Genomic DNA, 21,481 nt, shown 5'->3' on the forward strand with positions numbered 1-21,481 from the left:
CGCAATCGGCGCGCGAAGATGAGAAAAAATTGCGTCTCCGCCGCCAATTGAGAGCCGAAATATCGATCCGGCTGAAATAACATTTCACTCCATCACGTCCGGCAACGGGCCGGGCGCGTGCCGCTCATGGAGACGATCGATGAATACCCCCGCCGCATCGCTGCCGGCGCTCGAGCTGGATGGAGCGCTTCTTCTCGACCAACTGCGACGACTCGGCGAGATCGGTGCCGATCCCGAGGCCGGCGGCCGGACCCGCATCGCGCTGACGGACGACGAGCGGGCCGGGCGCGACCTCGTCGTCGAATGGATGCGCGAGCTCGACCTCGATGTTCAGGTCGACCGGATCGGCAACGTGTTTGGCACGTTGCGTTCCGCATCCGACGATGGCAGCGAGCGGCCGCTGATGATGGGCTCGCACATCGACACCGTGACGAACGCGGGCGCGCTCGATGGCTGCTACGGCGTACTCGCCGGTCTCGCCGTCGTGCGCGCATTTCGCCGGGCCGGCATCCGCCCGCAACGTTCGATCACGGTCGGCGTATTCACGAATGAAGAAGGCATCCGCTATCAGCCGGACATGATGGGTTCGCTCGTTTACGCCGGCGGCATGCCGGTGGAGGCCGCGCTGGATACGGTCGGCATCGACGGCACGCGCCTGGGCGACGAACTCGCGCGGATCGGCTATGCCGGCGAACTGGAACCCGGCGCGATCGTGCCGCACGCGTATCTCGAACTGCACATCGAGCAAGGGCCGATTCTCGAGGCCGAGCAGATCCGCATCGGCGTGGTCGAAAACCTGCAGGGCATTTCCTGGCAGCAGGTCACCGTGCAGGGGAACGCGAACCATGCCGGCACGACGCCGACGCATCTGCGCCATGACGCGGGCTGGGCAGCGGCGGCGGTCGCGACCTTCCTGCGCGATCTCGCGGTGGCGAGCGGCACGACCCTCGCGACGATCGGCATGCTGCGCATCGAGCCGAACGTGATCAACGTGATTCCGCGCAAGGCCGTATTCACGGTGGACCTGCGCGATCCGGACGAAGCGCGCCTGCAGGAGGCGGAGAAGTGCCTCGCCGGTTTCCTCGACAAGGTGGCGGCGCAAGAGGGCGTCCGGATCACGACCGAGCGGCTCGCGCGTTTCGAGCCGGTCGTGTTCGATGCGGGGCTTACCGACGAAATCGAGGCGTCGGCAAAGCGGATGGGCTTTTCGCATCGCCGGATGACGTCGGGCGCCGGCCACGACGCGCAAATGATCGCGCGCATCGCGCCGGCCGCGATGATCTTCGTGCCGAGCCGCGGCGGGATCAGCCACAACCCGCGCGAACATACCGACGACGATCAGCTCGTCGACGGCGCGAACGTGTTGCTGGATGTCGTGCTCAGGCGTCTCGTGGCGGATTGAGCGGGGTTGCCGATGAGGGCCGGCGTCGCGCGACGGTGAAATCGTTGCGCGGCGCGTGCGATCGTTCGCGATCGCACGCGCTGGCCGTCATGCGTCACGGCCGGCCTCGCCCGTTCAGGACGACACCAGCGGCACCGTTACCGACGTACCCTCCGGATCGAGCGCGAGCCCCGTACCCGGTGTGGGCCGCAGCGTCGCCTCGTTGTCGCTCGACAGCACGACGAGGCCGAGCTTGTGACCCGCTTCGAGCGTGTAGTCGCGCGGCATGAACGTCAGCTTCAGGTCATACGGCATTCCCGGCAGCACGGGCTCCGAGAACCACGCCGACACGCGATTGCGCGGATCGGTCCATGCCCGCGTGACGATCGTCGCCGTGCCGTCCGGCGCGCGGTCGACCAGCAGCGCCGTTACGTTCGCGACGCCGGTGAAGGTCAGCCGCACGCGTGCGGTCGCGGTGCCGGACAGGCGCGTCGCGGCCGCGAACGGGGCCGTCTCGAAGCGGCTGCGATGCTCGCCGGTCGGTGCGTTCGCCAGCGTGAGCGCGGGAATCGTCGCATCGTCGGTGAAGCGCGCGAGCGGGCCGCCGCTCGGCATCCGCAACAGCGTGCCGGTACCGGTGCCGTCGCCGCCCGCGAAATACGCGACCGGCGTCGCGCGCCGCGCGGCCCAGTCCGCTTCCCTCAGCAGCGTGCCGTCCGCCTGCTCGACCACCGCGCGCGGATCGCGTTCGACACCGTTGTCGGCGCCGATCAGATAGCGCGTGAACCAGCGGTTTACCTCCGCGGGCCATGCATCGGCCATCGCCGGCACGCGGGTCGGGTCGGTGTGCTTCAGGCGATGCAGCCACAGCTGCGTCGGCACGCGTTGCCGGCGCATCGCGAGATACCACGACGTCGACTGGTCGACGCGCACGTTGTCGTCGGTCAGCCCTTGCGCAACGAGTGCCGGCGCGACGGCGTGCGCGGTCGGGATGTCGCGCGCGGCCCAGAACGGCGAATAGTCGCCCGTCTTGCGGTCCTCCTTCTGCAGCGCTTCGTCGATCAGGTGCGTGCAGCGCTCCGGATGCGCATTCGTCAGCAGCGCCTTGATATAGACGTCGACGTCCTCGCCCTGATACCCCTCCGGCGCGCGCACGAGCCCGCCCGAGCGGTAGTAGCCGTACATGTTCGACAGCCCGGCGATCGGCACGATCGCGTCGAGCCCGCGCGTGCGCAGGCTCGCGACCATCTTCGGCAGCGTGCCGTCGTACGACACGCCGTACATGCCGACGTGGCCCGTCGACCAGTTCGCGACGACGGGCTTGCCGTTCGCATCCTTCGCGCTCGCATCGCGGCCGAGCCAGCGGATCACCGACGCCATCGCGACGGATTCGTCGCGCGTGAGGATCGTCGGGCAGCCGTCGGAGCCGGCGGTGCCGAGCGAATCGGCATAGACGATCGTGAAGCCGCGCGGCACGAAATAGCTTTCGATCCACGAGCGGCCGGCCGCGGCGGCTTCGAGCTGCTGCAGCATCCTGACTTGCGGCGCAGCGGCCATGATTCGCGCGGACGTGCCGACGGCGGCGGCCGTTGCCGCGGGATGCGGTGTGCCGTCGAGTTCGACGTCGACGTCGTGATCGGGGCTGTCGGCGAGCCCGGCGTAATACGGGCTCGCGAGCACGATGACCGGTGTGCGTGCGCCGTTGGCGGTTTCGGTCGGCCGCACGATGCGCACGTGAATGCGGTCGCGCGTACCGTCGCCGTCGGAATCGACCGGCGTGTCGACCCACGCGTTTTCCTCGATCGTGCTGCCCGACAGTGACGGCTGCACCTGGCCGCTGCTGATCACCGGTTTATAGCGTCCGCCGCTGGCCGGATTCGCGTACGGAACGCCCGACGGCGACATGCGCGACGCGAGCCCTTGCGCGTCGGCCGCCGCTGCCGCGCCGTCGTCCTGCTGACCTTGACCTTGCGCGAGTGCGGACACGCCCGCCACGCTGCCGCCGTCGTCACCGCCGCACGCGGCGAGCGTTGCCGCTGCAACGAGCGCGGGTAGCCATGCGCGACGCGATCCTCTGACATGAAATTGCATTGCCGACCTCGTTCTTCTGATTGTGTGTAGACGACCGGTCCGCGATACGCCCCCTGCGGGCCGGGCCGATGACTGCATTTGACGAAGAGGAAACTGCACCATCAGGAAAACGGCAGCGCCGCGAACCATGCAGGACTGCGAATCGAACGTGCGCATGCCATGCGTTCTTCCAGATGGAAAGGAACGACACCATTCGATGAGACGGGGATGTTGCGAGCTGCGGTGCTGCGCTGCGGAAACACACGACGTGACGCGCGTGCGGCGACGGAATGAAACGGAATGAAACGGAATGAAACGGATCGGCGGTTTCGGCCGCGCCGCGCATCGTGATGGCTTGCCGGTTCGCGTTTGCTTTCCGGAAGCTTGCGCAAAACTTATCTCAGTGAAAACGCCGTGTCAAACTTTTTTAGCTGAGGGTAAATAAAGTTTCGGCGCATTGCCGGTGCGGGCGTGTGGCGTGATTGCGCCGGGCGCGAGTTCGGCGATGCGCTTGCCGTTGCTTCGTGTCGCATCGCCCGATGCAAAACGGGCGATGACGAATCGCATTCGCCACCGCCCGCTCACTGAATGAACTCAGCCTTCATTTCGTTCATGAACGCCCGCGCGCCGTCATCCATCGTCGGCCTTCGCCTGCAGATCCTTCAATCCCTGAATCACGACCAGCAGCGCGCGCCCGTGCTCGTCGGAGCCGTCCCAGGCGTCGACGATCGCTTCGCGCAGCAGGTCGTTGTAGCGGCGGCGCGCCGGGCCGGTATCGACGCCATAGAAACTGCATAGCTTGTTGAATGGCGCGCTGCGCCGCAGCCGATGCCCGTTCGACAGCCGCAGGCGCGACACGGTCGGCTGGCTGACGCCGGAAAGTCGTGCGATTTCGCTGGACGAGCGCGTGTCCGCCATCAGGCGGCGTAACAGGTCTTGTACAGGAAAATCGTGATCCGGGGCTTCCATGCGATGCATTATACCTATACAGTTACGGTTGTTGAATGGGCTTGCTGTCACCAGCGAGGCTGTATCCCGAGAAAGTTGATGACACTGAAACATCTCCCTCCCACGTTCTGCTGGACGAAGATCGGTACCGAGTCCGGCGAGGAACTGCCGACCGTCGTGCTCCGCAAGGAATGGGAGCGTCGGCTCGGGGGCGGGCGTTTTCTGTGGGGCATCAACCAGCCGCTCGGCAGCAGCGCGCAAGTCGCCGCGCATCGCACGGGCTCGCTGCTCGCGCTGTTCTCGCCAGTCGCGTCGCGCACGCGGCCGGGTGAGCGCAAGCGCGAGGACGCGCTGCTGTGGAATGCCTGGGTCGACGCCAGCGGCCAGGTGCGGCCGCTTCCGCCGCACACGTTCATCGCGAGCCGCTCGACGCTGCCGTCGGGCCGGCGTCGCGAACAGCACTACGCGCTCGTCTGTGCATCGTCCACCGCGCTGACGGTCGGCACGCAACTGCGCGTGTTCCCCGATCACCTGCGCAGCGTGAGCACGGGCAAGCCGCTCGGCGTCGGGCAGGGCGCGGCCGTGGTCGACTGCATCGGGCGCGCGAAGGAGCAAACCGGCAAGAGCTATCCGCTCGCGCTGTCGGTCGAACTCGAAGCACCGTATTTCGTGCGGCTCGCGCAACCGAGCGTGCTGAAGGCGCGCGATCTCGCCGACGTCAACAAGGCGACGCGTGCTGGCGATTTCGATCGCTTCGTCGAGCTGGTCGCGCGCTTGCGCGGTCGTTCGCCGACGGATGCCGAGCGCGGCGTCACGCGCGACCTGTTCGACGTGCCGCCGATCGAAACGGCAGCCGCCTACGTCGCGCCCACGCATGTCGCGCGGCTGCGCAGCCGGCCCGCGGCCGAGCATCCGCACGAGCTCACCGGCGATCTGTTCGATCTGTCGCCTGGTGAAGCGGCCGCGTTCGGCAGTCTCGCGCTTCCACGCATCGGGCGCGCATGACGTTCGCGTCGCTCATGCGCGGCGCGAACGGAAGCAGGGAAGCAGGGAAGCAGAGAGGTTGATGCGCGTGCAAGGACACGCGCCGGTGTGGCCGCCATCTCGGTGCGCAAGAATTTGTTGCAATCTCGCCATAGCGGATCGGCGAGGCTCGCGCGACAATCGCCACGAAGCGCGCCGCGCGATGGCCGGGCGTCGACAGGCTGCCTGCCGTCGTTCATGCCGCCGACATGCGGACCACGCACACTGGGCGTCGGCTTGCTTCACACTGCAACCCTCAGGGAGAAGTGTCGATGTCGACCCACATCTGTTCGCGAGAAGCCCGGGCCGCGCAACGCTTCGTCGAAGCGACGCGCAACGTCGATCAGGCGTTTCGTGCCGTACGCGGCGAAAGCGACGACGACATCTCGTCGGCCGAATATGCGCGCGCGATGTCGCGCCTCGATCACGCGCTGGACGAACTGGCGCGTGCGCAGGAATTCTTCGATCGCGTGGTGAGCGCCGACGCCGCGCACGGCAGTTGAACTCGCGGCTTCTGCTTGCGCTTGCGCCGCTGCCGTCTTCCGTTTTTCGTTTTCGTTGTTTCACCGCGTCGAGGACACCGGGCGTGACGACGTGCCATGTGCGAGCTTGCCGGCCGGTATCGTCCGGCGCGTCAGTCACTCATCCTCCACCTGCCCGCCATCGCACGCATCGCGTCATGCCGTCGGGCAGCGCGCTAGCGGTTTCAGCAGACGAACCTCACACCTTCCGCCCTTCGACCGGATAGCCGGGATCCGTATAACCGTGCGTCGACGCATGTCCCGGCGGCACCAGCGAATCGACGAAGCGTTCGTCGTCGGGGCCGAGTTTGAGCGTCAGCGCATCGATGTAGCTGTCCCAGTGCGCTTCGGTGCGCGGCCCGGCGATCGTCGAGCTGACGATCCGGTTCTTCATCACCCACGCGAGTGCGAACGCGACCGACGTCGTGCCGCGCGCGGTCGCATGTGCGGCGACCTGCTGTGCGATGTGCAGCGACTCGGGCCGCCATTCCGTCTGCTGGATGCGCCGGTCGCCGCGGCCTGCACGCGAATCGGCGGGCGGTTGCGTGCCCGGTGCGTATTTGCCGGTCAGCACGCCGCGCGCGAGCGGGCTGTACGGCACGACGCCGATGCCGTAATGCGCTGCCGCCGGCAGCTGTTCCACTTCGGCCGTGCGATCGACGAGGTTGTACAGCGGTTCGCTCGCAACCGGACGATCGATGCCGAGCTGGTCGGCCAGGCGCACGATTTCGGCGATGCGCCAGCCCTTGAAGTTCGACAGCCCGACATAGCGCACCTTGCCTTGCCGGATCAGGTCGGCCACCGCGCGCATCCCTTCTTCGAGCGGTGCATCGGTCAGCGTGCGATGGAAATACAGGATGTCGATGTAATCGGTGCCGAGCCGCTTCAGGCTCGCGTCGACCGATTCGTAAATCCATTTGCGCGACTGGCCCTGACGGTTCGGCCCCGCGGCCGGTCCGGCCGGATAGCCGAACTTCGTCGCGACGACCCAGCTGTCGCGATGCCGCGCGATCGCGCGGCCGACGATTTCTTCCGAGCGACCGGCGTGATAGACGTCGGCCGTGTCGATGAAGTTGACGCCCTGGTCGAATGCCTTGTCGATGATGCGCGCCGACGTCGCTTCGTCGGTTTCGCCGCCGAACATCATCGCGCCGACACACAGCGGCGACACTTTCAGCGCGCTGCGCCCGAGATAGCGGTAATCCATGCAAGAGGCTCCATGCGGGCGAGCGCCCGCGTCGGTTCAGGTCAGTTGAATCGGCGCGCAGCCCGCGCTCACGCGCCCGCTTCGTCGAACACGCGCTTCGCGATCGGCAACGCCGAGCTGGCAGTCGGCCAGCCCGAATAGAACGCGAGATGCGTGATCGCTTCGATCAGCTCGTCGCGCGTGATGCCGTTGTCGAGCGCCTTCTTCAGATGGAACGGCAGCTCGTTGACGCGATACAGCGCGACGAGGCTCGCGACCGTGATCAGGCTGCGATCGCGCGGCGACAGGCCGGGGCGCTGCCATACGTCGCCGAACAGTACGTGGTCGGTGTAGTCGGCGAGGGCCGGCGCGATGGCGCCGAAGGCCTGGCGCGCGGCAGAAGTCGGTTTGGACATCGATGGCTACGGAGGACGTTGAAGACATCGACGATGGTAGCCACCGATGCGCCTATCGATAATCCCCGGGAATGCGCATGCACTTATCGAACCGGTTCATGAATGGCCGGGGTAGCGCAGCGCGTCGACGATCAGCGCGAATGCGCGCGACGATTGCCGCCGGCTCGCGTAGTACAGGTGATGGCCCGGAAAGGTCGGGCACCAGTCGCCGAGCACACTGACGAGCGTGCCGGCGGCGACGTGCGGTGCGGCGAGTTCGGCCGGCACGTACGCAAGGCCATAACCGGCGAGCGCCGCGTCGAGCATTTCATAGGTGCCGTTGAACGTGACCTGGCCGTCGACGCGCACCTGCAGCGTGTCGTCGCCGCGCGCGAGTTCCCATGCGTACAGCGCGCCGTGCGTCGGCAGGCGCAGGTTGATGCAGTCGTGCGCGACGAGATCCTGCGGCGTCTCGGGCTGCTCGCGTTCCGCGAAATAGGCGGGCGCGCCGACGATCGCCATCTTCAGGTCGGGCGAGATGCGTACCGCGATCATGTCTTTCGCGACCTGGTCGCCGAGCCGTACGCCGATGTCGAAGCGTTCCGCGACAATGTCGGACAGCCCGTAGTCGGTCACGAATTCGACCTTCAGGTCGCGGTAGTCGTGCAGGATCGGCGACAGCTTCGGCCACAGCAGCGTGCGGATCATGTAGTCGGTCGCGTTGATGCGCACGGTGCCGGCCGGCTTGTCGCGCAACTCGGCGAGCGCCGTCAGTTCGGCCTCGATTTCGTCGAAGCGCGGCGCGAGATTCTGCAGCAGGCGCTCGCCGGCTTCGGTCGGCGCCACGCTGCGTGTCGTGCGCGTGAGCAGCCGCACGCCGAGACGCGTCTCGAGCGAGCGGATCGTATGGCTGAGTGCGGATTGCGACACGCCGAGCCGGGCGGCCGCGCGCGTGAAGCTGCGCTCGCGCGCGACGGCGATGAAGGCGAGCAGGTCCGCAAAGTTGTCGCGCGGCATGGGGGAAGTCGGGTGGTCGATGCCTGCGCATCCTACCATCGGGCTCGCTGCGCGATGCGCTGGCACGAGGACGCGGCGCACGGACGCGGCGGCACGGCGCGGGTCGGGCTGCCCGCGTCACGCCGGCCGCATGGCGCACGCAGCAGGCGGGTCCTACGCGTAGCCGCCGTGCTGGAACGACGTCGCGAAGAACTGCATCTGGTAGCGGATCGCATGCGCCCAGTAGTCCCACGTGTGGCCGCCCGGACGCTCCGCATAGTCGTGCGGCACGCCGAGCGCGACGAGCCGTTGATGCAGCGTGCGGTTCGAGCCGACGAACGAGTCGTCGCGGCCGCAGTCGATCGTCAGGTCGAGATGCGCGCGGACGAACGCGCGCGCGCTTTCGACGATCGCGTTGCGGTTCCAGAACGACGGATGGCGGCCGGGATCGCCGAACACGTGGTCGATGCCTGGCTCGTCCTCGCAGCAGCGCGGATCGACCGCGCCGCTGATGCTGCCGACCGCGCCGAACGTGTCGGGCCGGTCGAGCGCGATGCGCAGCGCACCGAAGCCGCCCATGCTGAGCCCGGTGATCGCGCGCGCACCCTTGGCAGCGATCGTTCTGAAATGGGTGTCGACATAGGACACGACTTCGTCGCCGACGAAGGTTTCGTAGCGGCTGCCGGAGTCGAACGGGCTGTCGATGTACCAGCTTTCGTGACCGCCATCGGGCATCACCAGGATCACGTGATAGCGATCGGCCAGCGCGGCGATCCGCGTGTTCGCGGTCCAGTCGGTGTGGTCGCCGCCCGAGCCGTGCAGCAAGTAGACGACCGGGAAGCGTTCGACGCTGCGTTCAGGGCCGTGGCGCAGGCGCGCGTAGTCGTCGGGCAGCACGACGGTCGCCTTTAGCGTTTCGTTCATCGCCGCGCTCGGAATCGCGACGACCCGCGCCTGAAAGGCGAGGGCCGGGCCCGCGACGGCGAGCAGCAGCAGGAGCCAGAACGCGCGTACCAGGTTCAAGGAGCCTCGCATGTGTCGTTTCCATTCGGCAGTCGGGCATCGGGAAAACCCTGTCAGGCGACTCTAGCAACCGCGCCTTTCAGCCAAATTTCGGCGAATCCTACGCGTTGTCAGGTGGCCGGCGCGCGACCGGGCCGGCTCCGCGCTCAGCCGAGACAGCGCGCGAGCGCCTCCCGGAACGCCGCCGGCCGCTCGGCCGGTATCAGGTGCCCGCAGCCGTCGATCGTTTCGAAGCCGGCACAGCGCGCGAGCGCCCAGTCCGGCACATGCCAGCCCGCGCGCGAGCGTTCGCCCGCGACGAGCCATACCGGATGGCGCGCGAATACGTCGGCGAGCGCCTGCAGATAACCGGGTTCGCCGGTCGTCGCGACGACCGAGCGTCCCATTGCGCGCAGCGTCGATGCCGGTTGATGCGCGAGCCAGCGGCGCGCGTCGTCGAGCTGGCGCGGCGACGGATCGTCGATCGCGCCGCGCAGCCAGCCGGGCGGGTCGCTGCGCAGGCCGTCAAGCATCGCGTCGGCTTGTGCGGGCGACAGGCGGCCGACCGACGCCGACCAGAACGCATCGTCGAGCGTGAAGTTGCCTTCGACATTGACGATCCGGCGCACGCGCGCCGGATGCGCATGCGCGAACAGCATCGCGATCGCGCCGCCGACCGAGTGACCGACGATGTCGACCGGCTGCGCGCCGCAATGCGTGTCGACGACCTGCCGGACATGCTCGACCTGTGCGGCGAGCGTGATCGCGTCGAACGGCGTGCCGCGATGGGTGCCGTAGCCGAGCAGGTCGGGCGCGAGATGCGGACCGGGCCATTCGGGCACGTCGAACGTGCCGATGAAACCGTGGACGAAGACGACGGGCGGGTTGGGTGCGTTCATTCGGCGGCCGAGGAAGCAATGGGGGGCAATTCGAGTTCGGCGAGCAGTTCGTCGAGTTCGAGCACGTGCGTGCGGTCGTGGTCGAGCAGTTCGCGCACGAGTTCGTCGAGCGACATCCGGCGGATGCCGTCGCGCAGCCCGCAGCGTGCGAGTTCCGACGGGTGCAGCGCGGCCGCCGTCGCGCACAGCGCGGCGCGTCCGGTGCGGAACGCGGCGAGGGCGCCGTCGAGCGGCTGGGCGAGGTAGTCGCGCTGCGCGGCGAGCGCGGTGCCGTCGACGGACGCGATCACCGGCAGCGCGTGTGTGAGCACGACATCGATGCGTTCGGCGAACACGGCATCGAGGTCGCGCAGATGGCATGCATGTTCGACGAGCGAGAAGCCCGTGCCGGCCGGGCGGCGCGTGACGAGCGCGGCAGGAACCTGCGCGGCATACGCAGCGATCCGGGCCGGCATCGCGGCCAGCGCGGCGACGACATCGGCGAACGGCAGCACCTGCGGATACGCGCTGAATACCGCACCGTAGCTGAACAGCGCACCGCCGATCCGGCCGCGCGCCTGCACGACGTCGTGCCCGTGACGGCGCATCACGTCGGCGACCATCGCGCCGCAGAACTGCCTGGCGGTCGTATCGGCTTCGATCTCGGGGAACTTGCGTGCGATCTCGTGCTGGATCGCGCCGATCGCGGCGACGCCGACACGCGACAGCGCCGCGAATTCGACATAGCGCTCGGGCTGTGCGATCAGCGCTTCAAGTTGCGCGCCAAGTGACGTCGCGCGAAAACGGTCGAAACGGGAATGCATGACGACAGCACCTCGGCCAGTAACGTGTCAAAACGATACGTTACTGGCCGAGGCGCCGTCAATTCCCGTCGATCGAATTGTCCGGAGGATTCATGGCCGCGACGCCCGCATCGATCCAGCGGCGGCGCCCCGGCCCCGGCCGGCTCATGCGTTGTGCTTGCGGTCCATCTCCGTGCGCCGCCGCGCTTCCTGCTCCTGCAGCTCCGGCGTGAATGCGTCGCCGAAATCCTCGGGCGAGAAGATCTGGCGAATCTCGATGTCCGACTCGGTCGGCATCGGATTCGGGCAGCGCTTGACCCATTCGACGGCTTCTTCCATCGAATTCACCTGCCACAGCCAGTAGCCGGCGATCAGTTCCTTGGTCTCGGCGAACGGGCCGTCGATGACGGTCCGGTCCTTGCCGGAAAAATGCACGCGCTTGCCGCGCGAGCTCGGATGGAGTCCTTCGCCGGCGAGCATCACGCCGGCTTTCACGAGTTCCTCGTTGTACTGGCCCATCGCGGCCAGCAGTTCGGTATCGGGCATCGCACCCGATTCGGAAGAGGCCGTTGCCTTGACGATCACCATGACGCGCATAGTTGCTGCTCCTTGAACGGGAAAGGGGACGTCCGCCGTCGCCGGCCGTGCGGCCGGCAAGACAAAACGGTCGGTTACGACACTACGACGCGCGGCGATCGCGCGAATCGACATCGCGCGCAAAAAAATCCGATGACCGGTGACGGGGCAGGCGGCGGTCGTGGCGCGCAGCGCTGCACGTTCGACGTCGTCCGTGCGGCAGAACGCCCGGAAAGACTCCGGCTGGACGGCTGGCGTCGTAGCCGGCATCGGCCGCGCGGCGGCCAGGATGCCTGCCGCTCACGCCGCCTTGGCATGCGCGTCGAGCACGCTGCGGATCCGGGTCGCGAGTTCGTCGCGGCGGTACGGCTTGCCGAGCAGCATGACGCCGGGATCGAGCCGCCCGGAGTGGAAGATCTCGTCGCGCGTGTAGCCGGACGTGAACAGCACGGGCAACGGCGGCGTGCGTTGCGCGGCGCGGCGCGCGAGTTCGCCGCCCTTGATGCGGCCGGGCATGATCACGTCGGTAAACAGCAGGTCGATCGGCGTGTCGCTGTCGAGCATCCGCAGCGCGGCTTCGCCGTCGGACGCGGCGAGGACCTTGTAGCCGAGCTGCGCGAGCATGTCGACCACGGTCAGCCGGACGTCCGCGTCGTCTTCGACGACCAGGATGGTTTCGCGGCCCCGCACGGGATCGGGCTGCTGCGCGCGCGCCGTCTCATCGGCGTACGCATCATGACAGCGCGGGAACGTGAGCCGCACGATGGTGCCCTGGCCCGGCGCGCTGTCGACCGACGTATGGCCGCCGCTTTGCTTGACGAAGCCGAACACCATGCTGAGCCCGAGCCCCGTGCCTTCGCCGTCCGGCTTGGTCGTGAAGAACGGTTCGAACACGCGCTCGAGCACGTCGGGCGTCATGCCGGCGCCCGTGTCGGTCATCTCGAACGTCACGTATTCGCCGGGCGGCAATGGTGAGCGGCGAGCACCGGCGGCCGGCTCGGGATGTGCGTCGTTGTACGCGGCAATCGTCAGCGTGCCGCCGCCACGCATTGCGTCGCGCGCATTGATCGCGAGATTGAGCAGCGCATTTTCGAGCTGGTGCCGGTCCGCAAGCACGTTGCCGACGTCGGGCGCCAGCGCAGGAACGATTCGCACGGTTTCGCCGAGCGCGCGGCGCAGCATCTCGCTCATCCCGTCGATCAGCTGGCGCGGATTGAGCACCGTCGGCGACAACGGCTGGCGTCGCGCGAAGGCCAGCAGGTGCGACGCCAGTTGCGCGCCGCGCCGCACCGCGTTGTTCGCGCTTTCGATCCGCGGCTGCGCGCTCGCGCGCTCGCCGAGTTCGACGGCCAGAATCTGCAGGTTGCCGCTGATCACCTGCAGCACGTTGTTGAAGTCGTGCGCGATGCCGCCGGTCAGGCTGCCGATCGCTTCCATCTTCTGCGCGTGGCGCAACTGTTCCTCGATCGCCGCGCGCTCGGCGACCGCATCGGCCACGCGCTGCTCGAGCGTTTCGGTCAGGCGGCGCAGCGCATCGTTGGACGACTGCAGCGCCACTTCCGCCTGTTCGCGCTGGCGCCTGGCGAGCACGCGTTCGGTCGTCTCGATCACGACGGCGAGCACCCCGCCCGGTGCGCCGTCATCGTCGGGTATCGGGCTGTAGTGCAGGTCCATCCACACGTCTTCGGGGCGGCCGCTGCGCAGCAGCACGAGTTCCTTGTCGCGATACGACAGCGTGCCGCCCGCGAGGCAGGTGTTCATCACGTTGCGGTTGAACTCGGCGACCTCGGGCCAGCCGAGCTCGATCGGCTGACCGAGCAGGTAGGGGTGGCGTCCGCCGGCGAACCCGGCATACGCGTCGTTGTAGATCATGTAGCCGGGCTCGCCCCACAGCATCACCAGCGGCAGCGGCGACGCGAGCACGGTGCGCACGGCAGCGACGAGGCTCGCCGACCAGCCGTCGAGCGGGCCGAGCCCGGTTGCCGACCAGTCGAAGGCGGCGACCCGCCGGGCCATTTCACCTTCCCAGCCAGGGCAATCGTGGTGCTGCGCGAACAGCTCGACATGCATGGAAGCGCTCCGTCAAGGACATGCGGCCGCGGCCTGACGCGGCGAGCGCGTCAGCCGATCCATTCTAGTGCAGATCAATCGCGCGGCGGCGCGCCGGAACCGCAGGTCAAAACTGGTATGCTGACCAGCACCACGTTCATGCGGAGGGCGCCATGGCAACGAAGGAAGTCTCGAAGAAAAAGTACCTGAAGATCCTGAACAAACGCCTGCGGGCCGAGCCCGATGCGCCGGCCGGCGCATCGTTCGTGTTCTTTCCGCTGGGCGCGAAGGCCAAGCATGCGACGGGCGTCGTGTCCGGCGAGCCGCGCAGCAAGCGCGAGCTGGCGGTGATGGCCGCGATCCAGAACAAGGCGGCCGCCGAATTCGTCGTAACCGGCGCCTGACCGGCGCCGCCGGCCGTACGCGGGCGCGCGAGCGCTACGCTGCTGCGGCAGTCTCGCAATGTGCGATCACACCGGCAATCACGCGTGGAATGTCGTGCGTGATTGCCGGGCCGTGCATCGGCAGGATGATGTCGATATCGAGCGCCTGGATGCGGCGCAGCGCGCTCGCCAGGTGCGCGAGCGACGGCAGGTAGTCCGAGCGCGTGATTGCATCGAGGATCGCGGGCAGCGGGTCGTCGGTGTCCTCCCTGCCGAAGCGCATCAGGATGTCCGACGACAGCAGCGCCTTGTACGCCGGCAGATACACGACGAGCGCATCCCACTGATGCACGTGCTTCGTGAAGACCGGCACGACGTCGATGCCCGATAGCGTCGTCGGCTCACCATCCTTCAGCGGAATCGCGCGCACGCCGAATACGTCGGCAAGCCCCCATGTACACATCGGATGTCCGTACGCGACGAGCGCCGGGTTGGCCGCGAGGAAGTCGGGGAGCGCGCCCATTTCATCGGCCTCGAAGTGCGGGACGATCACGCTGCTGACCATCGACGGCGCGATGCCGACGGCGTCGAGCGCCGCGCTCAGTTGCGTGAAATTGGAACGGGTGCCCGTTTCGACGCACAGCACGTCGCCGTGCCGCGATCGTACGAAGAACTGGCTGAAGCACAGGTTCAGCGTGTCGACGTAAGTCGTGGCGCGAAACAGGCCGTCGCGGACGGCGTCGATTCGAGGGGCGCTCATCGGGGATCCTCGCGCAGGGAAGGGGGCCGGAGCCGCGCCGCCCGCGCACCGCGGGTTGCGATGCGACAGGCGGCGGCGGTCGATCTTCCGATCCAGTCTAGCAGCGTCGCTCCGGATGCGCGAACCGCGAAGTTGCAGCGGCGTGCCGGGTATGTGGCGCGTGCCGCGTCAGTTCTTCAGCTTGTAGCCGGTGCGGAACATCCACGCGACGATCGCGAGCAGGATCGCGAGGAACAGCGAGGTCGCCGCGAGGCTGATCCACACGTGCACGTCGGCCAGCCCGTAGAACGACCAGCGGAAGCCGCTGATCAGGTAGACGATCGGGTTGAACAGCGTGACGATGCGCCACGCGGGCGGCAGCATGTCGACCGAATAGAAGCTGCCGCCGAGGAACGTGAGCGGCGTGATGATCAGGAGCGGCACGAGCTGCAGTTTCTCGAAGCTGTCGGCCCAGATGCCGATCACGAAGCCGAACAGGCTGAAGGTGATCGACGTCAGCACGAGGAACAGCACCATCCAGAACGGATGCAGGATGTGCAGCGGCACGAACAGGCCGGCCGTGGCGAGGATGATCAGCCCGAGCAGCAGCGACTTCGACGCGGCCGCACCCACATACGCGATCACGATCTCCCAGTATGACACGGGCGCGGACAGGATCTCGTAGATGGTGCCCGTGAAGCGCGGGAAGTAGATGCCGAACGACGCGTTCGAGATGCTCTGCGACAGCAGCGACAACATCACGAGGCCGGGCACGATGAACGATCCGTAGCCGATCCCGTTCACGTCGCTGATACGCGAGCCGATCGCCGAGCCGAACACGACGAAGTACAGCGACGTCGAGATCACCGGCGCGATGATGCTCTGCATCAGCGTGCGGCGCGTGCGGGCCATTTCGGCGCGGTAGATCGCGCGGATGCCGTGGAAATTCCAGTTCGCCATGTGCGTTACGCCCCTTGAGCGCCGTTGCGGCGGTTGTCGATCAGGCTGACGAAAATATCCTCGAGCGAGCTCTGCGTCGTATGCAGGTCGCGAAAGCCGATGCCGGCCGTGCCGAGCGCGTTGATCAGCTTCGCGATGCTCGCGTCGTCGCGCTGCGAGTCGTACGTATAGACGAGCGCGGCGCCGTCGTCCGCGCGTTCGAGCCCGAACGCAGCGAGTTCGGCCGGTACGGTCGCGAGCGGATGCTCGAGCTGCACGGTCAGCTGCTTCTTGCCGAGCTTGCGCATCAGCTCGCGCTTCTCTTCGACGAGCACGAGTTCGCCGCCGAGGATGATGCCGATCCGGTCGGCCATTTCCTCCGCTTCCTCGATGTAGTGCGTGGTCAGCAGGATCGTCACGCCGCTTTCGCGCAGCGAGTCGACCAGCTTCCACATATCGCGACGCAGCTCGACGTCGACGCCGGCCGTCGGTTCGTCGAGGAACAGGATGCGCGGCTCGTGCGACAGCGCCTTCGCGATCATCACGCGGCGCTTCATGCCGCCCGACAGCGTCATCAGCTTGTTGTCGCGCTTGTCCCATAGCGACAGCGCTTTCAGCGTCTTCTCGATGTACGCGGGATCGGGCGCCTTGCCGAACAGGCCGCGGCTGAACGACACGGTCGCCCAGACGGTTTCGAACGCGTCGGTCGTCAGTTCCTGCGGCACGAGGCCGATCATTTCGCGCGCCGCGCGGTATTGATCGCGGATGTCGTGGCCGCCGACCGTCACGCGGCCTTGGGTCGGCGTGACGATCCCGCAGATCGAGCCGATCAGCGTGGTCTTGCCCGCGCCGTTCGGCCCGAGCAGCGCGAAGATCTCGCCCGGGCGGATGTCGAGGGTCACGTGCTTCAGCGCCTGGAAGCCGGACGCGTAAGTCTTGGAGAGGTCGGAGACGGAAAGGATCGGTTGCATGCTCACGGATGGCACGGCCGGTCGGTCCGACGCTGTGCGCCGCGCATGCCCGGTGCCGTCGCTGTGCAGCGGCCGGTGTCGGGTGCGGCATGGCGAACGGGCGTCATGTCGAACGGCGTTGTGGTGCGGGATCGCAGGATCGCCATATTAGCAATCGGAAGATGGAAATGCATTTCGGTGGCAACGGCATGCGATGTCCGTGCGAGATTTGCGGGAAATGCACGGGCGTCATTCAACAATACGATGCTTTATTTGAATCAAGCGAACAATGCGCGTCGTTTTCGCTCGGTCGGACGGCGATCGCCCGTGCAGGCGGCAGCGGAACGGGCGGGGCGGGGCCGACTGTGCTGCCCGAACGCCGCCGCGCCGTATCGGGACGGCGCGCGCCGCGCTCGCGATAATGCGTTCCTCTCCTGTTCCCGGAGCGGTGCGCATGTCTTTGGTCGATTTCAAGTCCGTCGCGGCGGCCCAGGCCGTCGCGTGGAAATCCACGATCGTCGGCGAGGTCGGGCCGGCCCGGATCAAGGTGCTGCGCATGGACGCGCAGCCGTACGAAGCGGAAGTGCACGAGTACAACGAGGGGCTGCTGGTGCTCGACGGCCGGCTGATGCTCGAGGTCGAAGCGCAGACGGTCGTGGTCGAGGCCGGGCAGATGTATCTCGCGGTCGCCGGCACGCGCCATGCGGTGCTGCCCGGCAGCCACGGCACGCTCGCGATCATCGACGTATAAGGATGCGCCGCAGCATGCATGCGGGCGGCCGAAGGCCCGCACGCCGGGCCTCGCGCGGGATGAGCGCCGCCTTCAAGCGCGCGTTGCACAGCCCGTGTATTTGTCTGAGCAAGTAAGTTGAAGGGTGTTTGAAAAACTGTCAAACACCCTGCATGCACGAGGATCGCGCGGTTCGGCGCGTTTGGAACTCTGCATCCATTTACTTGTGCGTATCGTCCGATCATAGTTTCGACAAACGACGCATCACGATAACGAATCAAGCGTACGTACGGAGACCAATTACATGAGACGCCTATCCGAGGGCCCGGCCGGACCGCCGCTTTCCTGCCTTTCGCCGGATGCGGGCGCGACGCGAGTCGCGTGCCTGCGCCATCGCATCGCGTTGCCGCTGTAGCGACGCACCCCATTCCGTTTCGACTTCCCCGCAGGCGTCGTGCTGCACGAACTCGCGCCGTGGATTGCAACGGATGGCGGCGGTTGCGCGTGCGATGCGAGCGATCCGCTCCGCGCATGCGTGCACGATGCGCAGCAGCTTGCCTACGTCGAACGTGCGCGCGAAACGCTTGAGGCCGAGGGGAGCGGCCTTCACGCGGTTCAGTACGGGTGGCGGGAGTGTCCAATGAAAAACGGCTCGCGACGAGAACGCCGCGAGCCGTGCGTGTTGCTGCTGTGCCTGGAGAAGGGCGCTTGCGCGGTTACACCGTCTCCGGCCGCCGCACCGCCTTCGCGATATTCCGCGCCATCGCCCCGTTCGCGACGAAGTAAGGCACGTCCACGCGCGCAAGCGGCTTGCGGCCACGGATCTTGTCCGCGATCTTCTCCGCGATCATGATCGTCGGCGCGTTCAGGTTGCCGGTCGTGATGATCGGCATGATCGACGCATCGACGACGCGCAGCCCTTCCAGCCCGTGCACCCGACCTTCTTCGTCGACCACGGCCATGTCGTCATAGCCCATCTTGCACGAGCACGACGGATGGAACGCGGTTTCCGCACGGGCTCGCACGAATGCGTCGAGCTCCTTGTCGCTCTTGCAGTCGGCGCCCGGGTTCAGCTCGCGGCCGCGATAGCGGTCGAGCGCGGGCTGCCGCATGATCTCGCGCGTCGCGCGGATCGCGTCGCGGAACTCGCGCCAGTCGAGCGCTTCGGCCATGTAGTTGAACAGGATGCTCGGATGATCGTTCGGATCGCGCGAGCGCAGCTTCACGCGGCCGCGGCTCGGCGAACGCATCGACCCGACGTGCGCCTGGAAGCCATGCATCTCGATCGCGTTCGAGCCGTTGTAGTTGATCGCAACGGGCAGGAAGTGATACTGGATGTTCGGCCACAGATCGTCGTCGCGCGTGCGGATGAAGCCGCCCGCCTCGAAGTGGTTGGTCGCGCCGAGGCCGGTGCCGTTCAGCATCCATTCGAGGCCGATTTTCGGCTGGTTCCACCACTTGAGCGCGGGATACAGCGACACCGGCTCCTTGCACTCGTACTGGATGTACATCTCCAGGTGATCCTGCAGGTTCTGGCCGACGCCGGGCAGGTCGAGCACGACCGGGATGTCGAGCGCCTTCAGCCACGCACCGGGGCCGACGCCCGAGCGCTGCAGCAGTTGCGGCGATGCGATCGCGCCGCTGCACACGAGCACTTCGCGGCGCGCATGCGCGCTCGCTCGCTCGCTGCCGCGCAGGTACGTGACGCCCGATGCGCGCTTGCCGTCGAACAGGATGCGGTCGGCCAGCGCGTGCGTGACGATCTCGAGGTTCGGCCGCACCTTCGCCTGGTCGAGGTAGCCGCGCGCGGTGCTGGCTCGGCGGCCCTTCGGCGTGACGGTGCGGTCCATCGGGCCGAAGCCTTCCTGCTGATAGCCGTTCAGGTCGTCGGTGCGCGGATAGCCGGCCTGCACGCCTGCGTCGACCATCGCCTCGAACAGCGGATTCACGCCCGGCTTGCTGGTCGTGACCGACACGGGGCCGTCGCCGCCGTGATAGTCGTTCGGGCCGACGTCGCGCGTCTCGGCCTTCTTGAAGTACGGCAGGCAGTCGAGATACGTCCAGTTCTCGAGGCCCTTGTGCGTCGACCAGTTATCGTAGTCGAGCGCATTGCCGCGGATGTAGCACATCCCGTTGATCAGCGACGAGCCGCCGAGCCCCTTGCCGCGGCCGCATTCCATCCGGCGGTTGTCCATGTGCGGTTCGGGGTCGGTCTCGTAGGCCCAGTTGTAGCGACGGCCCTGCAGCGGATAGGCGAGTGCCGCCGGCATCTGCGTACGGAAGTCGAAGCGGTAGTCGGGGCCGCCGGCTTCGAGCAGCAGCACCGTGACATTCGGATCTTCCGTCAGGCGCGTCGCGAGCACGTTGCCCGCGGAACCGGCGCCGCAGATGATGTAGTCGTATTCGCGTGTCGTCATGACAGGGTATCTCCTATCGTTCTCAAAACACCGGGTTGTAGCGGCCGAGCTCGACCTGTACCGACTTGATTCGAGTGTAGTGTTCGAGCGTCGTGATGCCGTTCTCGCGCCCGACGCCGGATTGCTTGTATCCGCCAACCGGCATTTCGGCCGGCGATTCGCCCCACGTGTTGATCCAGCAGATGCCGGCTTCGAGGCGGTGGATCGTGCGGTGCGCGCGCGACAGGTTCTCGGTCACGACGCCGGCCGCGAGGCCGTAGTGCGTATCGTTTGCGCGAGCAATCACTTCGTCCTCCGATTCGAAATCGAGGATGCTCATCACCGGCCCGAAAATCTCTTCGCGCACGATCTTCATGTCGTCGCGGCAGTCGCCGAACACGGTCGGCGCGACATACTGGCCGCTGCCGAAGTGGCCGTCGGTCAGGCGCGTGCCGCCCGCGAGCAGCTTCGCGCCTTCGGCCTTGCCGCTCTCGACGAAGCCGAGCACCTTGTCGAGCTGCGCGGCCGACACGAGCGGGCCGAAGTTGGTGTCGGCATCGGTCGGCTTGCCCACGCGAATCCGCTTCACGCGTTCGAGCACCTTCTGCGTGAACGCGTCCTTGACCGAGCGGTGCACGAACACGCGCGTGCCGTTCGTGCAGACCTGGCCCGAGCTGAAGAAGTTGGCGGTCACCGCGATGTCGGCCGCGCGGTCGAGATCGGCATCCTCGAACACGATCAGCGGCGACTTGCCGCCGAGTTCCATCGTCACTTCCTTCAGCGACGATGCGCCGGCGAGCGACATCACCTTCTTGCCGGTCTCGACGCCGCCGGTGAACGACACCTTCGCGATGTCCGGGTGACCGGTGAGCAGCGCGCCGACCGAGCCGTCGCCCTGCACGACGTTGAACACGCCGGCCGGTACACCGGCTTCCGTATAGATTTCCGCGAGCTTCAGCGCGGTGAGCGGCGTGACTTCGCTCGGCTTGAACACCATCGCGTTGCCGGCCGCGAGCGCGGGCGCCGTCTTCCAGCATGCGATCTGGATCGGGTAGTTCCATGCGCCGATGCCCGCGCACACGCCGAGCGGTTCGCGGCGCGTGTAGACGAACGACTCGGCGCGCAGCGGCACCTGCAGCCCCTCGATCGCGGTCGCCAGGCCCGCGTAGTACTCGATCACGTCCGCGCCGGTGACGATGTCGACCGCGAGCGTTTCGCCGATCGGCTTGCCGGTGTCGCGCGTCTCGATGGCCGCGAGTTCGTCGTTGCGTTCGCGCAGCAGGTCGACCGCGCGGCGCAGGATCCGCGAGCGCTGCATCGCGGTCATCGCGGCCCATTCGCGCTGACCTTCCCGTGCCGACGCGACCGCGCGGTCGACGTCGGCCGCGCTCGCCTGCTGCACCTGCGCGAGCAGTTCGCCGGTGGCGGGATCGAAGGTGTCGAAAGTCTTGCCGCTGGTGGCGTCGACGTAACCGCCGCCGATGTAGAGGCGCTGCAAACCGTATACGGACATGAG

General features: G+C 67.2%; 23 protein-coding genes. 5 read left to right on the forward strand and 18 right to left on the reverse strand.

What is annotated here, in order from left to right:
• Window positions 1-139 precede the first annotated feature (139 nt).
• Entirely contained in the window at window positions 140-1,402 is a 1,263-nt protein-coding gene (locus DIE15_RS16825; protein WP_124833849.1) for a Zn-dependent hydrolase, read from the forward strand.
• 114 nt (window positions 1,403-1,516) lie between these two features.
• On the opposite strand, the gene DIE15_RS16830 is transcribed toward DIE15_RS16825, so the two are convergent.
• The 4 genes from DIE15_RS16830 to DIE15_RS16840 form a co-directional block, all read right to left on the reverse strand.
• Window positions 1,517-3,472 (reverse strand): Xaa-Pro dipeptidyl-peptidase, encoded by a 1,956-nt coding sequence (locus tag DIE15_RS16830; protein ID WP_124833850.1) that lies wholly within the window; start codon window positions 3,470-3,472, stop codon window positions 1,517-1,519.
• A 101-nt stretch (window positions 3,473-3,573) separates the two neighbouring features.
• Window positions 3,574-3,843, reverse strand: coding sequence for a hypothetical protein (locus DIE15_RS16835; RefSeq protein WP_124833851.1), 270 nt, complete (start codon window positions 3,841-3,843; stop codon window positions 3,574-3,576).
• A gap of 25 nt (window positions 3,844-3,868) precedes the next feature.
• The gene (locus tag DIE15_RS37015) at window positions 3,869-4,018 is read right to left on the reverse strand and encodes a hypothetical protein (protein ID WP_160327467.1); all 150 of its coding nucleotides are present in this window, start codon (window positions 4,016-4,018) and stop codon (window positions 3,869-3,871) included.
• Window positions 4,019-4,081: 63 nt separating this feature from the next.
• Complete coding sequence (locus DIE15_RS16840) at window positions 4,082-4,420, reverse strand: helix-turn-helix transcriptional regulator (RefSeq protein WP_124833852.1); 339 nt, start codon at window positions 4,418-4,420, stop codon at window positions 4,082-4,084.
• A 78-nt stretch (window positions 4,421-4,498) separates the two neighbouring features.
• Here DIE15_RS16840 and DIE15_RS16845 point away from each other — a divergent pair, with 78 nt between their 5' ends.
• Together DIE15_RS16845 and DIE15_RS16850 are read left to right on the forward strand one after the other, a co-directional pair.
• The gene (locus DIE15_RS16845) at window positions 4,499-5,404 is read left to right on the forward strand and encodes a hypothetical protein (protein WP_057927576.1); all 906 of its coding nucleotides are present in this window, start codon (window positions 4,499-4,501) and stop codon (window positions 5,402-5,404) included.
• 290 nt (window positions 5,405-5,694) lie between these two features.
• Window positions 5,695-5,925, forward strand: a complete 231-nt coding sequence (locus DIE15_RS16850; protein WP_057927575.1) for a hypothetical protein — start codon at window positions 5,695-5,697, stop codon at window positions 5,923-5,925.
• 217 nt (window positions 5,926-6,142) lie between these two features.
• On the opposite strand, the gene DIE15_RS16855 is transcribed toward DIE15_RS16850, so the two are convergent.
• The 8 genes from DIE15_RS16855 to DIE15_RS16890 form a co-directional block, all read right to left on the reverse strand.
• Window positions 6,143-7,150, reverse strand: a complete 1,008-nt coding sequence (locus DIE15_RS16855; RefSeq protein ID WP_124833853.1) for an aldo/keto reductase — start codon at window positions 7,148-7,150, stop codon at window positions 6,143-6,145.
• A gap of 68 nt (window positions 7,151-7,218) precedes the next feature.
• On the reverse strand, window positions 7,219-7,545 hold the full coding sequence (locus DIE15_RS16860; protein WP_057927573.1) for a carboxymuconolactone decarboxylase family protein: 327 nt from the start codon (window positions 7,543-7,545) through the stop codon (window positions 7,219-7,221).
• 96 nt (window positions 7,546-7,641) lie between these two features.
• Window positions 7,642-8,541, reverse strand: coding sequence for a LysR family transcriptional regulator (locus tag DIE15_RS16865; RefSeq protein ID WP_124833854.1), 900 nt, complete (start codon window positions 8,539-8,541; stop codon window positions 7,642-7,644).
• A gap of 153 nt (window positions 8,542-8,694) precedes the next feature.
• Complete coding sequence (locus DIE15_RS16870; protein ID WP_057927571.1) at window positions 8,695-9,555, reverse strand: alpha/beta hydrolase family protein; 861 nt, start codon at window positions 9,553-9,555, stop codon at window positions 8,695-8,697.
• A gap of 134 nt (window positions 9,556-9,689) precedes the next feature.
• A complete protein-coding gene (locus tag DIE15_RS16875; protein ID WP_124833855.1) occupies window positions 9,690-10,421 on the reverse strand; it encodes an alpha/beta fold hydrolase in 732 nt (243 codons plus the stop codon).
• Window positions 10,418-11,224 carry a DinB family protein gene (locus DIE15_RS16880; protein ID WP_124833856.1) on the reverse strand — a complete coding sequence of 269 codons (807 nt, stop codon included), beginning with the start codon at window positions 11,222-11,224 and terminating at the stop codon, window positions 10,418-10,420. The genes DIE15_RS16875 and DIE15_RS16880 overlap by 4 nt, the downstream gene beginning before the upstream one ends.
• Before the next feature lie 144 nt (window positions 11,225-11,368).
• Window positions 11,369-11,800: a YciI family protein gene (locus DIE15_RS16885; RefSeq protein ID WP_124833857.1), complete on the reverse strand. Its 432-nt coding sequence runs from the start codon at window positions 11,798-11,800 to the stop codon at window positions 11,369-11,371.
• A gap of 279 nt (window positions 11,801-12,079) precedes the next feature.
• On the reverse strand, window positions 12,080-13,849 hold the full coding sequence (locus DIE15_RS16890) for an ATP-binding protein (protein WP_124833858.1): 1,770 nt from the start codon (window positions 13,847-13,849) through the stop codon (window positions 12,080-12,082).
• 152 nt (window positions 13,850-14,001) lie between these two features.
• Between DIE15_RS16890 and DIE15_RS16895 the strand changes: the two genes are divergently transcribed.
• Window positions 14,002-14,232 carry a hypothetical protein gene (locus tag DIE15_RS16895; RefSeq protein WP_057927566.1) on the forward strand — a complete coding sequence of 77 codons (231 nt, stop codon included), beginning with the start codon at window positions 14,002-14,004 and terminating at the stop codon, window positions 14,230-14,232.
• Between the two features lie 34 nt (window positions 14,233-14,266).
• Here the strand turns inward: DIE15_RS16895 and DIE15_RS16900 are convergent, their stop codons facing one another.
• The 3 genes from DIE15_RS16900 to DIE15_RS16910 form a co-directional block, all read right to left on the reverse strand.
• Window positions 14,267-14,971: an MBL fold metallo-hydrolase gene (locus DIE15_RS16900; RefSeq protein ID WP_057927565.1), complete on the reverse strand. Its 705-nt coding sequence runs from the start codon at window positions 14,969-14,971 to the stop codon at window positions 14,267-14,269.
• 168 nt (window positions 14,972-15,139) lie between these two features.
• Window positions 15,140-15,910 carry an ABC transporter permease gene (locus DIE15_RS16905; protein WP_057927564.1) on the reverse strand — a complete coding sequence of 257 codons (771 nt, stop codon included), beginning with the start codon at window positions 15,908-15,910 and terminating at the stop codon, window positions 15,140-15,142.
• 5 nt (window positions 15,911-15,915) lie between these two features.
• On the reverse strand, window positions 15,916-16,860 hold the full coding sequence (locus tag DIE15_RS16910) for an ABC transporter ATP-binding protein (RefSeq protein ID WP_124833859.1): 945 nt from the start codon (window positions 16,858-16,860) through the stop codon (window positions 15,916-15,918).
• Between the two features lie 433 nt (window positions 16,861-17,293).
• Between DIE15_RS16910 and DIE15_RS16920 the strand changes: the two genes are divergently transcribed.
• Complete coding sequence (locus DIE15_RS16920; protein WP_057927562.1) at window positions 17,294-17,590, forward strand: cupin domain-containing protein; 297 nt, start codon at window positions 17,294-17,296, stop codon at window positions 17,588-17,590.
• 292 nt (window positions 17,591-17,882) lie between these two features.
• On the opposite strand, the gene DIE15_RS37020 is transcribed toward DIE15_RS16920, so the two are convergent.
• From DIE15_RS37020 to betB, 3 genes are all read right to left on the reverse strand, one after another.
• The gene (locus tag DIE15_RS37020) at window positions 17,883-18,179 is read right to left on the reverse strand and encodes a hypothetical protein (protein WP_185734486.1); all 297 of its coding nucleotides are present in this window, start codon (window positions 18,177-18,179) and stop codon (window positions 17,883-17,885) included.
• A gap of 106 nt (window positions 18,180-18,285) precedes the next feature.
• Window positions 18,286-19,986, reverse strand: a complete 1,701-nt coding sequence (gene betA, locus DIE15_RS16925; RefSeq protein ID WP_057927560.1) for a choline dehydrogenase — start codon at window positions 19,984-19,986, stop codon at window positions 18,286-18,288.
• 22 nt (window positions 19,987-20,008) lie between these two features.
• Window positions 20,009-21,478: a betaine-aldehyde dehydrogenase gene (gene betB, locus DIE15_RS16930; RefSeq protein WP_124833860.1), complete on the reverse strand. Its 1,470-nt coding sequence runs from the start codon at window positions 21,476-21,478 to the stop codon at window positions 20,009-20,011.
• Window positions 21,479-21,481 lie beyond the last annotated feature (3 nt).

Source organism: Burkholderia sp. Bp9031 (assembly GCF_003857965.1).
Lineage (GTDB): Bacteria > Pseudomonadota > Gammaproteobacteria > Burkholderiales > Burkholderiaceae > Burkholderia > Burkholderia ambifaria_A.

Coding starts and splice junctions, on each gene's coding strand:
- DIE15_RS16860 (WP_057927573.1), bottom strand. CDS start 7,545: ATGTCCAAACCGACTTCTGCCGCGCGCCAGGCCTTCGGCGCCATCGCG.
- DIE15_RS16830 (WP_124833850.1), bottom strand. CDS start 3,472: ATGCAATTTCATGTCAGAGGATCGCGTCGCGCATGGCTACCCGCGCTC.
- DIE15_RS16910 (WP_124833859.1), bottom strand. CDS start 16,860: ATGCAACCGATCCTTTCCGTCTCCGACCTCTCCAAGACTTACGCGTCC.
- DIE15_RS16845 (WP_057927576.1), top strand. CDS start 4,499: ATGACACTGAAACATCTCCCTCCCACGTTCTGCTGGACGAAGATCGGT.
- DIE15_RS16825 (WP_124833849.1), top strand. CDS start 140: ATGAATACCCCCGCCGCATCGCTGCCGGCGCTCGAGCTGGATGGAGCG.
- betB (WP_124833860.1), bottom strand. CDS start 21,478: ATGTCCGTATACGGTTTGCAGCGCCTCTACATCGGCGGCGGTTACGTC.
- betA (WP_057927560.1), bottom strand. CDS start 19,986: ATGACGACACGCGAATACGACTACATCATCTGCGGCGCCGGTTCCGCG.
- DIE15_RS16855 (WP_124833853.1), bottom strand. CDS start 7,150: ATGGATTACCGCTATCTCGGGCGCAGCGCGCTGAAAGTGTCGCCGCTG.
- DIE15_RS16870 (WP_057927571.1), bottom strand. CDS start 9,555: ATGCGAGGCTCCTTGAACCTGGTACGCGCGTTCTGGCTCCTGCTGCTG.
- DIE15_RS16865 (WP_124833854.1), bottom strand. CDS start 8,541: ATGCCGCGCGACAACTTTGCGGACCTGCTCGCCTTCATCGCCGTCGCG.
- DIE15_RS16890 (WP_124833858.1), bottom strand. CDS start 13,849: ATGCATGTCGAGCTGTTCGCGCAGCACCACGATTGCCCTGGCTGGGAA.
- DIE15_RS16885 (WP_124833857.1), bottom strand. CDS start 11,800: ATGCGCGTCATGGTGATCGTCAAGGCAACGGCCTCTTCCGAATCGGGT.
- DIE15_RS16900 (WP_057927565.1), bottom strand. CDS start 14,971: ATGAGCGCCCCTCGAATCGACGCCGTCCGCGACGGCCTGTTTCGCGCC.
- DIE15_RS16895 (WP_057927566.1), top strand. CDS start 14,002: ATGGCAACGAAGGAAGTCTCGAAGAAAAAGTACCTGAAGATCCTGAAC.
- DIE15_RS37015 (WP_160327467.1), bottom strand. CDS start 4,018: ATGCGATTCGTCATCGCCCGTTTTGCATCGGGCGATGCGACACGAAGC.
- DIE15_RS16840 (WP_124833852.1), bottom strand. CDS start 4,420: ATGGAAGCCCCGGATCACGATTTTCCTGTACAAGACCTGTTACGCCGC.
- DIE15_RS16875 (WP_124833855.1), bottom strand. CDS start 10,421: ATGAACGCACCCAACCCGCCCGTCGTCTTCGTCCACGGTTTCATCGGC.
- DIE15_RS16905 (WP_057927564.1), bottom strand. CDS start 15,910: ATGGCGAACTGGAATTTCCACGGCATCCGCGCGATCTACCGCGCCGAA.
- DIE15_RS16880 (WP_124833856.1), bottom strand. CDS start 11,224: ATGCATTCCCGTTTCGACCGTTTTCGCGCGACGTCACTTGGCGCGCAA.
- DIE15_RS16850 (WP_057927575.1), top strand. CDS start 5,695: ATGTCGACCCACATCTGTTCGCGAGAAGCCCGGGCCGCGCAACGCTTC.
- DIE15_RS16920 (WP_057927562.1), top strand. CDS start 17,294: ATGTCTTTGGTCGATTTCAAGTCCGTCGCGGCGGCCCAGGCCGTCGCG.